We start from the raw sequence: 13,827 nt of genomic DNA, 5'->3' as shown, positions 1-13,827 counted from the left end.
CGACTGACAATCTTCAGATTGCTAACGAAACAATTAAGACGATCTGAAATGTCAAAAGGGCCGGGCCCAGGGACGCTTGAGTGTTACGTCCCCGGGCCCGGCCCGTGTTGTAAAGGCGATCAGGTCACTTGACCCACACGCCGTTGGCGTCCAGGTAGTACCAGGTGCCACCGAGGTTGATCCAGCCGGTCGCCATGGCACCCGAGGCGTTCAGGTAGTACCAGGTGCCGCCCAGGTTCAGCCAGCCAGTCGCCATCGCGCCCGAGGCGTTCAGGTAGTACCAGGTGCCGCCCAGGCTCAGCCAACCAGTCGCCATCGCGCCATTGGCGTCCAAGTAGTACCAGGTACCACCCAGGTTCAGCCAACCAGTCGCCATCGCGCCCGAGGCGTTCAGGTAGTACCAGGTACCACCCAGGTTCTGCCAACCAGTCGCCATCGCGCCGGTCTCACGCAGGTAGTAGTAGGTGCCACCCAGGTTGAGCCACCCGGTCACCATGTAGCCGTTCGCGTCGTGGTAGTACCAGGTTCCGGAGTCCTCGACCCAACCGGTCCGGACGTAGCCGCGAGCATCGAAGCGGAAGACGCGCCCGTCAATCGTGGCCACGGTGTCCTTCGGGTAGGAACCGTCAGCGTTGCGGTACCACCAGCCGATTGTGTCCTTTTCCCACGTGCCCGTGGGTGTCGGCTGAGGCTGCGGGTCCGGCTGAGGCTGCGGATCGGGCTGAGGCTGCGGATCGGGCTGAGGCTGCGGATCGGGCTGAGGCTGCGGATCGGGCTGAGGCTGCGGGTCCGGCTGAGGCTGCGGGTCCGGCTGAGGCTGCGGGTCCGGCTGAGGCTGCGGGTCCGGCTGAGGCTGCGGGTCCGGCTGAGGCTGCGGATCGGGCTGAGGCTGCGGATCAACCCACGGCGCGGGAGCGGTCGCATCCTGCTTGACGGACTTCACGACGACAATCGTCGTCGCCGTCGCCTCGGTTCCGTCGGCCAGGGTGGCGGTCAGGTTGACCTGATCCCAGTCAAGAGAGTTACCGCCGGTAATCGTGGCGCTCTTGCCGTCATCGGCCGCCTTCAGGATGGCCACACCGCCGTACTCCAAGCCCCAGGACAGGGTGGCGTCCTTGAACTTCGCGGGCAGCAGCGGCTTGAGGGTGACGGTCTCACCCTCCTCCAGGTCCACGCGGAGGTGATTGACGGCGATCTCGTCCTCGCCCAGCTCGGTGACGCAGACGTTGACAGTAGCCATCACCGGATCGAAGACCATCGGATCCGCGTAGTCGGCGACAGCCCGGACGTCCGAGCAGCCTTCCTTCTGCGCAGTCACGAGGCCCGACTTTTCATCGACATTCAGAACGTCGATGTCGTCGCCGGACCAATTGATCTTGGTCTTATTTGCGTTCTCAGGCTGGTGCGTGACACCGATGTTCGTCTGCTGGCCGACTCGCAGGTCAAGCTTGCCGGACTCGATGCCGAAGTCAAGCGAGGTCATGGCCACGGGTTCGAGGGCCACATCGGCTCGCTTGGAGGGCAGGCCATCACTGCCCCACGCAACGAGCTTGACCGTAGCGGGCAGAGCATCCGTGTGGCCTGCCTTGGTCCAAGCAGCCTGGATGTCGGAGAACTTGATGTCGAACGTGTAGCGATGGACACCGTCAGCCGAGACATTGCCAGGGAAGTCGACGACGCGGCGATAGAAGATCGCATCGGTCGAGGGGTCGCGCAGGTCGATGCTGGACAGACCGGGGATATCCTCGACGACGAAGGAGACCGAACCGCCGAGACCTTCACTGGTGGTTTCGACGTCGGAAATGGTGGGGCCGTAAATGTCGGGGGCGGGCGCCGCGAACGCGGGGGCACCGAAGGCTGCACCGGACGCCACCATCGCGCCGGTCGCCAGGGTCGCCAAGAACGCCCTGTGAACTAACTGGGACATACTCACTCCAATGTTGAATCAACGGACCATACCGGATGGTTAGGCTTGGAATCCGCATAACGAACACTACTGCGTAAATGAATACCTAGCAACGCGTTACTGACTTACCATCATGTAGCCACAAGTTAATTTGCGGTATTACTAGTAATATTTTCGCGCGCTTTTTGGCAGGTTTTCATTGGGAACCTGACCAATGAACAAATGTTCTACACCCGCCGCACGTTTTCTCATACACACTTTCCTTCAATCCCTTAACATCTCAATGAAAGTATCACCTATTTGCTCGGTAAGTCTGCGGGCGATCTGAAACTAACGAGCATGAAATGACCCGTCACCTGCGCATTTACGATCATTTTGTGATTCCACACCTGTCAAACACTGCGGCTGCTTGGCGCATGCCACCACAACACCCGCCAGGTTCCGAAGGGAGCAGAAGGGACGGCTGCGGTACTCGGGGACAGAATCGGTGCCCGGGGGCGGCGGCAGGGCCTGGCCGGGCTTCGAGACGACACGCCGAGCCGCAGGCTCGCGTGTGGCGATCTCGCGGGCGGGCCGCCGCCCACGGGCACCTGGACAATAGGTAGCGCAGCAGTAACGCGAGAAGCACTGCACCCGTTAGAGGGCACTGCACCCGTTAGGGAACGCTGCACCCAATCAGGAGGGTTGCAATGCCAACCGATGGGGTGCACGACCCCATCGGCAACAAGCGCAAATGCGGATTGGCCGCATGCAACAACGACTTGGACTCCAACGTGTCCCGCACGCGGGCCGCCTGTTCCGCACGCGGGCCGCCTGTCCCGTACATGGGCGGGGTTGCCCAGACTCGGAACAGCAGGCCCACGTGCGGATGAGAAGGCCCAGGCTCCACATAGCGAGCTTGCGCGCATTGCAGCGAGCCTGGTGTAGGGCTGCACCCCTTCTTTCACACGCGGGCCGCCTGTCCCGCACGCGGGCCGCCTATTCCGCACGCGGGACGCCTGTCCCGTACATGGGCGGGGTTGCCCAGACTCGGAACAGCAGGCCCACGTGCGGATGAGAAGGCCCAGGCTCCACATAGCGGGCTTGCGCGCATTGCAGCGAGCCTGGTGTTGGGCTGCACCCCTTCTTTCGCACGCGGGCCGCCTATTCCGCACGCGGGCCGCCTATTCCGCACGCGGGCCGCCTATTCCGCACGCGGGACGCCTGTCCCGTACATGGGCGGGGTTGCCCAGACTCGGAACAGCAGGCCCACGTGCGGATGAGAAGGCCGCACCAAGGCACGCAAAGCACGAACCCCAGCAACACGACACGTCCTATAACCCCACATGTGAACCTCCTCGGTTGGAAGGCGCCACTGGACCTGTTGGGCCTGTTGGGCCTGCGAGACCCTGCCGGGCCTCGAGATCGACCGCTTCGAGCTGCAGGCTCGCGGCGCGCTTACTGTCGGTCGGACAGCTCCAGGCTCGCGCGCACGACAATGCCGATGCGTTCAACCATCGCATCGTCCACCCAGCTACCATCCAGCGCAGCCAGGCGCGGGTGCACTGGGGCCTCGTCGAAGAGGCGGTCAAAGCCGAGGATCGCGCGCCACAGGGGGATGAGTTCCTCATGGTAGGTGTGCCCGTGCCCGCCGGGTGCGGTCCCGGCGACGGGCAGGTCGGCGAGGATCTGGATGTAGGTGGCGAAGCGCGTGAACTCCACGTCCCGCGAGACGTCGCGCCCGGCTCGCTCGCGCAGCCAGTCGGGCTGTGTCCAGATGAGCTTGTTGTTCCACCAAACGACCGGGTCGGAGGGGTGTTGGGCGTAGACGATGCGCGGGAAGCCCCACGGGCCGAGTTCGCGCCCGTACAGGTCTGTGCGCAGGTCGGAGGGTTCGTTGACGAAGCGCACGCGGCGCCCATTGTTGACGACGGGTGCGACCTCGGGGCTGCCCGTGTGCCGTGCGGCGGTGAGTGCCTCGTGCATGGGGGTGAAGGCGGGGGTGCCTACCCACAGCGCGCCGTCGACCTGGGTGAGCGCGTCTTCAATGGAGGAGAATACGGACTGCGACGCGAAGGCACCGAGGGACTCGCCGCAGACGAACAGCGCGGGGCGTGAGGCCTCGTCCATGAGGTCGAGCTCGGCGCGCACGGCGGCGAAGAGCACGGCGGAGGCGTCCTGTGCGGGTTCGAGTCCGGTGAGCCAGTTGAGCACGGACGGCACATAGGAGTATTGCAACGAGGCCGTGGCGCAGTTTCCTCGCGTGAGGAACTCGAGGGGTTGGACCTGCCATTCGTCGACCCACCCAGAGCCGGTCGACGCGGCGATGAGGATGACTGCACGATCGAAGGCGCCCGTGCGGCGCAGCTCGGCGACGACGGTTGCCGCGGCCGCCTCGATGCCGGTTCCACCCGTGGGCATGCCGGAGTAGACGCGGATGGGTTCCATGGCGTCGACGCCGCACACTTGCGTGATGTCGCGGCGCGAGGGACCTCGCCCCAGAAAGACACGCCCCTGCCCGCCGACCGATTCCCAGGTGACGGGCGATGCCGGGGAGGCGGAGCGCTCCGGGACGGTCGGCTTGTAGATGCCGCGCGCGGTGCGCGTGTTCAGCTGCTCTGCTTTGCGGCGGAAGAAGCCGATGCCGCCGCGCAGGATGACTTTTGAGGTCAGGAAAAAGATGGTGACGAAGAGGCTGGCGACGCCCGTAATGAAGGCGGCGGGTCGGGGCATGAAGTCCGCGAGGGTCGCGATGAGAATGCGACCAAGATGGTTGAAGGCGCGCACGATCATGAGCAGTGTCCAGGCGACGGCGACTGCACCCGCTGCCCCAAGGAGGTATTCGCCGATGGTCTCCCCCGGCATGTTGACGAGTGTGGCGGCGACGTGGTCGCGGCGATACGACTGGATGACGGCGTAGAACCACCAGATGGCGAAGAGGGCGGCGGCGGCAACGCGGAAGCCGATTTCGGCGGGATCGGAGGCCCTGACCGTCAGCCCAGTGAGGCGGATGACGAGCAGTCCCACGTTCTGCACGACGAGGCCGGCGATGTAGCCGCAGGCCACCAGGATGCCGGAGGCGACCGCGTGCCACGTCCACGAGCGCGCCATGAGCGAGGGGGATACGCTCACCGCATACATGGCGAGCGCCGCGATCACTCCCAGAAACGACAAACCCATAACACCCATTGTGCCAGGTGGTTGGTACCTGCTCAGGACTGGGACGAGGCCTGGGCTAACTCCCGCGTGTACGCTTGCCCGGATGCACCTGACAAATGGGTCAGAGCGCGATGGTAAAGGCTGGGATTTACGCGCGCAAAATGAACGAGAAAAGGGCGGAATAACGGCGTATTCTTGCCACCAGGTTAACGCTTCATCTACAATAAATATCTCTACTGGTGGGAGGTGACAATGTCGCTATTCGAGGATGATCCCGGCCTGATTCGCCGTCAGGAAGGTCAGGTTCGAGAGCAGGCAGAGCGCGCCCACGCAATGCGTCGACGCATTGAATCCATCCACGGGGTGGGTGTCTCACCTAGCCGGGGCGTGACGGTCACCGTTGACTCCGCGGGTACCCTCCTCGCCCTCGCTATCGACGATGCCCCAGCCGAGCTGTGCGACGCCATCGTTGCGGCCTATGCGGCCGCGCGCCGCGACGTCGGCGAACAGGTTATCACCGCCTCCCAGGACGCTTTCGGTGATTCCTTCCCGGGCATCGAGCGCTTGCGTTCGCTATACGGTGTCCCCTCCCCCGACGTCCAGCTGGCCGAGGCCTCGGATCCCCGGGTGCATCAGCGGAGGCTCTGAGCGTGTCTGAGCAATTTCCCGCCGATCCGGCGGCCATTACGGCGCACGCTCTTCGGATTTTTTCCTACCAGAGCGACCTTGAGCATGCCTCGGCGACACTGCGTCAGGTGTCCGCCTCTGACGGCGCGTTTGGCCTCATGGCCGGACCTCTTATTGCACCGCTGTTTCAGCTCGTGGAAGTGGGCGAGCATCTGGCGATTAGCGGCGCTGAGTGCGCCCTCGATAAGCTCGGTCAGACGCTCGTGGCCAGCGCGCGCGCCGTCCAGGTGGGCGAGTCGTCGCGGGTGACGATTCCCGAGGCCGGGGCAGCCCTGTGGGGAGACGGTCGTGACAGCTGACATGCACCCTGTGACCGCACGGGTGCCGGGTGATGGTTCGGCGTTCCCTCAGACGGGTGTTTTGGATGGAATCGCGGCACTAAGTTCGGCGATCGTCGACAAGTCGTGGGTGAGCGGTGACCTTGCTGGCGTCGCTATGGGAGCTGACATGCTTCCCCCCACGCCCGATCCTCGTGCCACCCTTATCTCCTGGGGGATGGGGTGGGTCTTCGACCTCATCGCGCCCTTGAAGGGGTGGCTGATTGAGCTGGCTGGGGACGCCGACCAGCTGCGCACCCACGGGCGTACGTGGAGGAACGTCGGTGCGCTGCTGGAGGCCACGGCGCACAACATTGATGACGACGTCCGACTCTCCTTCCCGGATGGCGCGTTCGCGGGTTCTGCCGTCACCTCGTATTTGGCAGCGTCGGGAGCGACGACCCGAGGCATCGGCATGACGGGGGAATTGTCGCGCGCGGTGGGCACCGCCTACGACGTGTGTGCCGTCATCATCCAGTTCGTGTACGACTTCGTGCGCGACGCGATCAATCAGGTCGTCGAGGCCATCACTCCCTACGCGGTCGAGCTGACCTCGTCCTTCGTGACGGCGTTCCCCCTGGTCATGGCACAGATCGCTTCGTCGGTTGGGGCACTGATCGAGGGGGTGACTGCGCGCATCATCGCGTTGAAGGAATCGCTGTCGAACCTGGGTGTGAAGCTCTCCGGTGCCGACCAACTGCTGAAGTCTCTGAAAGAATGGCTGCACAACCTCTCCCACGGCGGCGAGCCGATGGGCGGTCCGTTCGCCATGGCTTGATAGCCTCGCAGTACACGCTCGCGCCGACGCGTGGCGGCCTTCCACAGAAAGTGTGACATGACCCAGGACTTTGAAGAGAGCGCACGCAATTTCCTGTCGCTCCTGAACAAGCTGCCCTCCACACCGTCGATCACGTTTCGAGGCTTCGTCGACACGTCCGTCACCCAGGCGCGCATCGTCGTCTCCCCGGCACTGACGGCGACCTCGCATAGCATCGCGATCGCCACGAACAACCTGCGCACGCCCCATGTCGGCGTGGTTGTGGGCGCGAATGGACGCGACTTGACGGCCCTCATGGCGGGGGCACCGACTGTCAACCTTCAGGAGGTCACCTACCTGCCGGGCACCTACTTCTGCCAGCACCCCGCACAGGAGTTCGCGGGGGTCACGATCCAGCTCTACGAGGAGATGTGCGTGAGCGAGGATGGCACGTCCCTGAACACCGCTCGGCCTCTCGACTCGTGGGATCCGATTCTCGCGGTCCTGGAACCAGCGCTGCGCGATGCCCGCGCGCGCTGCCTCGCCCTTCCCCAAGGGGCCTCGGACCGTTTCCTGGTCCCCGTCCAGTAACGACCGCCAGCGGTCGCCGGTTCGACAGCGCGACGCAGCCTGAGATGTAGTTTCAGGAGCACGCGGTCGCAAGGTGCTCACTCGGGCGCACATTCCCCCAGCCACACGAGGGTCGTGTACGGGATAGCAACGTTTTCCCCCGGCGCGTAACCGAGGTGCTCGTAGAGGTACCAGCGCAGGTTCGCCTGCATGTGGTCCCGACCGGCCTGCGAGGCTCGGATGAACGAGGAACGGGTGGTCCCCAGGGTGAGGATCTGCTCGGGGGTCATGATGTCCTCCCACGTGACCTGGGTGAGACGCATGGGCGTGAATCCACCGCCGGGCGTGGGCGGACGGTCGGGCCGGTGCACGTCGCCGGAGCGCATGATGCGCGTGAGCCGGTGCACCCACGGGATCGACACGTCCATCTGGTTCCACACGATGCCGAGCGTGCCCCCGGGCGCGAGAATGCGCGCGGCCTCCCGGCCCGCCAGCTCAGAATCAACCCAATGCCAGGACTGGGCAAACACGACGATATCGAACGCTCCGTCCGGCAGTCCCGTGTCCTCAGCGACGCCGCCGTGCCACGTCACGCCGGGAATCGACGAGGCCTGGGCGCGCATCGCGTCCGAGGGTTCCACCGCGTCCACGACGGCACCCGCGCGCGCCAGGAGCTCACTCATCTTGCCGGTGCCGGCACCGATGTCGGCGACGCGCAGCGGCGCGGACGAGGCGGGGACAGCGGGAGCGGGAACGATGGAAGTATCCTCGACGGAGGGCGAATCGGCAGGATCGCCAGCGGCAGGATCGATATCCCCCGTCCTCCCACCGCGCAACCGAGCGGAGGCCAGGAGCGCGGCCACGGCCTCGTCGGGGTAGGCGGGGCGCACGGAGGCGTATGCGCCGCCCTCCCCCACGAAGGGATTCGCCTCCAGAGAGGCGGACGCTGCGTTCGATAGTGTCATAGAATCCTTGTTCTCACACGCACCTGATCCATCAAATCCGACCGTGGCCTCGTCCCCGGAAGCACTCACAGGAGCGAGCTCCACAGTCGGCACACGTTGTCGACATAGTGCACGTGCCAGGGCTGATCGCGCCACTCGCGGTAGGTGAGTTCGCGCGAGCGTTCACGGTTGCGTTCGTCGTTGCCGCGCAGCAGCTCGACCAGGCGCGCGTCGTCGGCGATGAGCGTGATCTCGTAATTCAGGCCGAAGGAGCGCACGTCCATGTTGGACGAGCCAATCGCGCACAGGCTGCCGTCGACGATCACATACTTGGAGTGCAGCATGGTCGGCTTGCGGTACAGGTGGATGCGCACACCCGTCTTGAGGAGTGCCCCGTAGTAGGAGCGCTGTGCGTGGCCGACCAGGAACTGGTCGAATTGCTCGGAAAGAAAGAGCTCGACCTCGACGCCGGAGAGGGCGGCGTTCGTCAGCGCGGTCATGAGGGCCTCGTCGGGGATGAAGTACGGACTCGCGATGGACACGTGCGTGCGTGCCGATGACACCATGTGTACGAAGGCGCGCAGGTTGGGTTCGCCGCGGAACGCGGGCCCCGACGGGATGATCTGCATCGACGAGGCCGGGGTGTCCTCGCGCTCGTCCTCCTCTCGCGCGGTGTGCGGGGTGAGGTCGGCGGAGGTCAGGACTTCCTTGCAGGCGTAGTACCAGTCGAGGGCGAAAACGGCCTCGATCTGGGTGACGATCCGGCCGGTGAGGCTCACGCTGGTGTCGTCGTAGGTGATGCCGGCTTTCTGGAAGGAGGGCGTGTCGTAGTCAGGGGCGACCAGGTTGTGGGAGCCGATGTAGGCTTCTCGCCCGTCGACGACCAGGAGCTTGCGGTGGTTGCGCAGGTCGGGGCGGCGAATGTGTCCACGCAGGGGCGCGAAGGGGAGCATCTGGTGCCAGAGAATGCCCATGTCATCCAGGCGACGCCGGAAGCGCCTGTGCCCAGGTATGGTGCGCATGCCGTGGTGGTCGACGAGGAGGCGCACGGTGACGCCACGAGCCTTTGCGCGCTCGAGGGCCTCGTAGAAGGGCGCGGAGTATTCGTCCCAGGAGGTCTGAAAGTAGAGGGCGTTGACGTGGTGGGTAGCCCGATCAATGCTGGCGGCCATCGCACGGAAGGTGTCGGCGGTGTCGTTGTACAGGGCGACGACGTGGCCGCAGGAGTCGGGGAAGCCGCTGAGCGAACCGGTCAGGCGCATGAGCAAGGCGGTGTCGTCGTCGGAGCCGTCGGGGGTCTCGTAGGCGGTCGGCTTGGGCTTGGCGGAGTCTTTCAGGATGGCCTCGACGAGGGCGCTGGCCTCGGGGTCATCGTCGAGGCGTCGTCCCATGGCCCACCAGGAACCAAAGATGAAGTAGAGGGGCACCCCGAGGAAGGGCCACAGGAAGATGAGAAGCAGCCACGCGGTCGACGTGGAGGCGCGCCGGTGCTTGGGCACGACACCCAGCGCCACGATACGGATGGCGAATTCAACGGCTCCGAGGAGGAGCCACACCCACAGCGGTGGTTCGGGGTGCGGGGCAAACATACACCTATGTTACAAAGCGCCCTTTGTCCTGGTCAGCCCAGCGTTGCCAGTGTGGCGCGTAGGTCGCTCCGTCGCGCGCGAGGGCCCGCCTGCGGCGTTCGTCCTCGCCGGGGTCCTCGATCCAGATGGACAGGTCGGCATCGGCGTCCCATGCGCCGCAGCCTTCGATGATCGTGGGGGACACGGGCACGTCTACAACCACCCCGGGCGCGTCGGTCTCCCAATCCCAGGCCTCGTAGGAGGATGGGCACCCGGCGCGCAGGTCCTCGCAGATGCGCCGCGCGACCTGCGCGCCGGCCGCGAGGCCGTCCCATCCCGGGTACCAGTCGTCCAGGTGCAGGACCTGCCAGCCCGGCAGGAGGCACGCGAGCGCGGCGGCCAGCGTGGACTTGCCCGAGCCCGAGTACCCGTCGATGGTGACGACGGGTACGCGGCGCGGCATGATCGCAGGATCGGCGTGGGTGCCGCTCCCGTCGGGGTGCGCGTCGCCGGACGAGGCCGGGGCAGCCTCGTCAATCAGCGCGCGCAGGCGCGGGGCGAGGTCTCGCGCGGCCTCGTCGGGAGCGAGGGACACGGGGACGGTGACCCGTATTCCCCCGCCCGGAACCCCTGCGGACGCGCCCGCCTGGCCGCTCATCGGCCCACCAGCGCGAAGGTGCCGGCCCAGACGCTGACCGTCAGCGCGATGGTGGGAACGGCGATGGCGACCGCCATGAGGGCCGCGTCGGCGGCGCGCAGGCGCGAGGGACGCGCCCAGGTGCGCGCGCGGGAAGCGCCGAACCCTCGAGCTTCCATCGTGGTCGCGAGCTTGCCGGACCGTCGCAGCGCAAACACGAGCAGCGAGAAGGAGCCGCGCAGGAAGGAGCGGATGCGCGAGGCGTCGCCCACGCCTCGGGCGCGGCGGGCTCGTTCGAGGGCCTTCCAGTCGGCGGCCATCAGCGAGGTCATGCGTGCGCCCGCAAGCGCGGCCAGCACCGGCCGGGCGGGCAAGTGCAGGATCTGCGCGAGGCCATCGCCCATGTCGGTCGGGTCGATGCGGTCGAGCAGGGCAATCGCGGGGACGACGAGTGCGCACATACGCAGGGCAATGCCGAGGGCCAGCCACATCGAGTGGTCGGAAATCGCAGCAGGCCCAAACGACCAGTAGACGTGCCCGCCGGGCGCGGCGTAGAGCAGCATCGAGAGGGCACCGAGCGGCGCGGCGACGAGCAGCGGCGTCGCTTTGAGGAAGAAGCTGCGCGCCGACACACCCGACAGAGGGATGAGGGACAGCTCGAGGGCCAGAGCGACCCCCGCGCTGACAGGGTCGATGGTGATGAGCAGCGGCGTAGTCGCCACCAGGAGGGCGAGCACGCGGGCGACAGGATTCGTGCGGGTCAGGAGGCCGCGCCGGGGCGCGCGGGCCGAGGCAGGCGCGCCCGTTCGTGTGGCACCGGCGGTCGCCGCACTGGCAGGCGCCTCGCCCGCAGGCGCGTCGTCCGCAGGCACCTCGGTACCCGTCGCGTCACCGATCATCGTCGCGTCGGCACTGTCGCCAGATTCTGACCCGACACTCGTGCGGGACGCGCAACCCGAGTCGGCCTCGTCAAGTGGGGAGGCGAGCGCAGACTCGGCGCAACCGCGCGGCTCTCCCCCGCCTCGGCTCCCGAGCGACCCCAGGTCGACGACGCGCTGGCCCATCGCGGCCACGAACGCGGGGTCGTGCGTGATCGACACCAGGGTGACGCCGCGCGCGAGGGCGGCGCGCAGGAGGCGCACGAGGCCCAGCCACGTGCCGCGATCCTGCCCGAAGGTCGGCTCGTCGAGGATGAGCAGCTGAGGGGCGCTGATGAGCGCAGTCGCCACGGACAGGCGGCGCTTCTCGCCGCCGGACAGGGTCATCGGGTTGGCGCGCGCGAGGGTGGTGAGGCCCAGGGCCTCCATGTACTCCTCGACGAGGGGGGCGATCTCCTCCTCGCTCATGCCGGCCGCGCGCGGGCCGATGGCGAGTTCCTCGGCGACGGTGGAGGCCAGGAACTGGTACTCGGGTTCCTGGAAGACCATGGACATGCGGCCGAGCAGCTGCTTGCTCGACCACTCGTGGGGGTCGCCGCGCGTGCCGTCGGAGGTCTCGACCTCGACCGTACCCGCGATGGGTTTGAGGAGGCCCGCGAGGGTGAGCGCAAAGGTGGACTTGCCCTCGCCGTTAGCACCCACAATGCAGGTGGACACGCCGCGCTCGAGCGTCAGGTTGATGCCGCTGCGCACGGGGGCATCCTGGTCGTAGCCGATCGTCAGGTCGGTGACGCGGGCGATGGGGGCAGCTTCGGACGAGGCCGGGACGGGCTCGGGCGCGGGGCCAACCTCGGCAGCCACGTCGTCCCCGGGCAGCCAGATACCGCGCTCGCGCAGGGCCTCTCCCTGTTCCTCGAGGACCTGCCTCAGGGGGCCGTCGGCGGCGATGCGACCGTCGGCCACCACAATGACGCGATCCACGAGGGAAGCCCACACGTCCACGCGATGCTCAACAACCACCAGGGTCGCGCCCGTGCGTTCCGCAACGGAGGCGACGACGTCGCGCACCTCGGCGACGCCACTAGGATCCAGGTTCGCGGTCGGCTCGTCTAGGAGCAGCAGACCCGGACCCATCGCAAGGATCGACGCGAGCGCCAGGCGCTGCTTCTGCCCGCCCGACAGCTCCGTCGTCGAATGATCAAGGGGCACGTCCAAGCCCACCGCGCTCAGGGATTCCTCCACACGAGGCCAGATCTCCTCGCGAGGAACCCCCAGATTCTCCATGCCGAAGGCCACGTCATCGCCCACGCGAGCCAGCACCACCTGGGCCTCGGGGTCCTGCATAAGCAGGCCCACGCGGCCCCTGGCATCCGCCGGGGCGACGCCGTCCACGGTGAGCGAACCCGAGGCCTCGCCCTCCTCAGCACCGCCCAGCAGGCCCGCCAAGCCACCCATCAGCGTCGACTTGCCCGAGCCAGACGGCCCGAGCACCAACACGCGCTCACCCGGCGCAATATCGAGATCAACACCCGACAGCGCGGCGTTCTTACGCCCAGCGTGACGCCATCCCCATCCGCGCGCGCACACGCGCGCGCCCGTCCCCTCACCCAGCGGCACCTGGCCACCCAAGGAGGACACGGAGCGGGAGAAAGCGGAGGAGGCCTCGTTCATGAAACGGGAATCAGACAAGCTCACGCGCTCCGCGTCCCGAAGCGAAACGATCCAACGCGCCCGTCTTTGCCAGCGCGTTCGTCAGCGCCCACGCGAGGACGCCGGCCAAAACGATGCCCGAGGCCACGCCGGACACCAAGTAAATGGCGTTGTAGAGCGGACCCTTCGCGAGGTGGCCGGAGAGGAAGAGCTCAAGGACCCACTCGCAGACGAAGGACAGCGCGCCCGCGGCGGCAGCCACCCACACGCTGAAGCGGCGGTAGGCAAAAAGCGCGAAAACAATCTCAGCACCGATGCCCTGCGCAAGGCCTGAATACAGCGTCTCGACCGCCCACTGCGAACCCAGACCCATGGAGACAGTGGCGGCCATCAGCTCGACGAAGAGCGCGGAACCAGGCTTGCGGATGATGTAGCCGCCGAGCGTGCCACCCAGCAGCCACACGCCCGTCACCAGACCGCCGAGGCCTGGCGCAATCGCCTTGAGAGCCTCGTAGCCCGCGTAACCCACCTGGTTCCACGCGACGAAAATGAGGCCGCACGCGACGCCCAGGACGGCGGCGGTGACGATATCGATGACCCTCCAGCGGAGGGAAACAGTGGTTGCCATGCGACAATACTCCCTTCGTGATGCACGGCGGCCACGAGGGAAGAGCCTTCCTACGCCGGTATGATCCGGATCAGGTTCTACGGTCGGGGATGGTCCCCTCTCAGCTCGCGTCGAGCTCCCGTGGCACAGTAGTGAGCATAGTCACCT

The 13,827-nt window shown here is 66.5% G+C and carries 11 protein-coding genes and 1 riboswitch; of the genes, 4 read left to right on the top strand and 7 right to left on the bottom strand.

What is annotated here, in order from left to right:
• Positions 1–124: 124 nt before the first annotated feature.
• On the bottom strand, positions 125–1,927 hold the full coding sequence (locus O3932_RS03055; RefSeq protein WP_371536164.1) for an Ig-like domain-containing protein: 1,803 nt from the start codon (positions 1,925–1,927) through the stop codon (positions 125–127).
• Positions 1,928–3,343: 1,416 nt separating this feature from the next.
• Positions 3,344–5,074, bottom strand: a complete 1,731-nt coding sequence (locus tag O3932_RS03050; protein ID WP_371536162.1) for an alpha/beta-hydrolase family protein — start codon at positions 5,072–5,074, stop codon at positions 3,344–3,346.
• Positions 5,075–5,296: 222 nt separating this feature from the next.
• Here O3932_RS03050 and O3932_RS03045 point away from each other — a divergent pair, with 222 nt between their 5' ends.
• From O3932_RS03045 to O3932_RS03030, 4 genes are read left to right on the top strand one after another with little or no spacing between them, the layout of a single operon-like run.
• Positions 5,297–5,692 carry a YbaB/EbfC family nucleoid-associated protein gene (locus tag O3932_RS03045; RefSeq protein WP_371536161.1) on the top strand — a complete coding sequence of 132 codons (396 nt, stop codon included), beginning with the start codon at positions 5,297–5,299 and terminating at the stop codon, positions 5,690–5,692.
• Positions 5,693–5,694: 2 nt separating this feature from the next.
• Positions 5,695–6,030 (top strand): hypothetical protein, encoded by a 336-nt coding sequence (locus tag O3932_RS03040; protein ID WP_296502339.1) that lies wholly within the window; start codon positions 5,695–5,697, stop codon positions 6,028–6,030.
• Complete coding sequence (locus O3932_RS03035) at positions 6,020–6,826, top strand: hypothetical protein (protein WP_371536158.1); 807 nt, start codon at positions 6,020–6,022, stop codon at positions 6,824–6,826. Before O3932_RS03040 ends, O3932_RS03035 begins: the two co-directional genes overlap by 11 nt.
• 57 nt (positions 6,827–6,883) lie before the next feature.
• Positions 6,884–7,396, top strand: a complete 513-nt coding sequence (locus O3932_RS03030) for a hypothetical protein (RefSeq protein WP_296502344.1) — start codon at positions 6,884–6,886, stop codon at positions 7,394–7,396.
• Between the two features lie 77 nt (positions 7,397–7,473).
• On the opposite strand, the gene O3932_RS03025 is transcribed toward O3932_RS03030, so the two are convergent.
• The 5 genes from O3932_RS03025 to O3932_RS03005 are packed head-to-tail and all read right to left on the bottom strand — an operon-like array spanning position 7,474 to position 13,680.
• Positions 7,474–8,409 (bottom strand): class I SAM-dependent methyltransferase, encoded by a 936-nt coding sequence (locus tag O3932_RS03025; RefSeq protein WP_371536155.1) that lies wholly within the window; start codon positions 8,407–8,409, stop codon positions 7,474–7,476.
• Entirely contained in the window at positions 8,406–9,908 is a 1,503-nt protein-coding gene (locus O3932_RS03020) for a phospholipase D-like domain-containing protein (RefSeq protein ID WP_371536152.1), read from the bottom strand. The genes O3932_RS03025 and O3932_RS03020 overlap by 4 nt, the downstream gene beginning before the upstream one ends.
• A gap of 4 nt (positions 9,909–9,912) precedes the next feature.
• A complete protein-coding gene (locus tag O3932_RS03015; protein ID WP_371536149.1) occupies positions 9,913–10,545 on the bottom strand; it encodes a hypothetical protein in 633 nt (210 codons plus the stop codon).
• A complete protein-coding gene (locus O3932_RS03010) occupies positions 10,542–13,073 on the bottom strand; it encodes an ATP-binding cassette domain-containing protein (RefSeq protein ID WP_371536255.1) in 2,532 nt (843 codons plus the stop codon). Before O3932_RS03010 ends, O3932_RS03015 begins: the two co-directional genes overlap by 4 nt.
• Before the next feature lie 10 nt (positions 13,074–13,083).
• On the bottom strand, positions 13,084–13,680 hold the full coding sequence (locus tag O3932_RS03005) for an ECF transporter S component (RefSeq protein WP_296502356.1): 597 nt from the start codon (positions 13,678–13,680) through the stop codon (positions 13,084–13,086).
• A 30-nt stretch (positions 13,681–13,710) separates the two neighbouring features.
• A riboswitch (TPP riboswitch) is annotated at positions 13,711–13,812 on the bottom strand.
• Between the last annotated feature and the right edge of the window lie 15 nt (positions 13,813–13,827).

The organism is Pauljensenia sp. 20925_1_25, assembly GCF_041433955.1.
Classification (GTDB): Bacteria; Actinomycetota; Actinomycetes; order Actinomycetales; family Actinomycetaceae; genus Pauljensenia.
Note: the sequence above shows the minus strand (reverse complement) of the source record. Positions and strands in the feature narration are given on the sequence as shown.

Coding starts and splice junctions, on each gene's coding strand:
- O3932_RS03055 (WP_371536164.1), bottom strand. CDS start 1,927: ATGTCCCAGTTAGTTCACAGGGCGTTCTTGGCGACCCTGGCGACCGGC.
- O3932_RS03050 (WP_371536162.1), bottom strand. CDS start 5,074: ATGGGTGTTATGGGTTTGTCGTTTCTGGGAGTGATCGCGGCGCTCGCC.
- O3932_RS03045 (WP_371536161.1), top strand. CDS start 5,297: ATGTCGCTATTCGAGGATGATCCCGGCCTGATTCGCCGTCAGGAAGGT.
- O3932_RS03030 (WP_296502344.1), top strand. CDS start 6,884: ATGACCCAGGACTTTGAAGAGAGCGCACGCAATTTCCTGTCGCTCCTG.
- O3932_RS03020 (WP_371536152.1), bottom strand. CDS start 9,908: ATGTTTGCCCCGCACCCCGAACCACCGCTGTGGGTGTGGCTCCTCCTC.
- O3932_RS03015 (WP_371536149.1), bottom strand. CDS start 10,545: ATGAGCGGCCAGGCGGGCGCGTCCGCAGGGGTTCCGGGCGGGGGAATA.
- O3932_RS03010 (WP_371536255.1), bottom strand. CDS start 13,073: ATGAACGAGGCCTCCTCCGCTTTCTCCCGCTCCGTGTCCTCCTTGGGT.
- O3932_RS03005 (WP_296502356.1), bottom strand. CDS start 13,680: ATGGCAACCACTGTTTCCCTCCGCTGGAGGGTCATCGATATCGTCACC.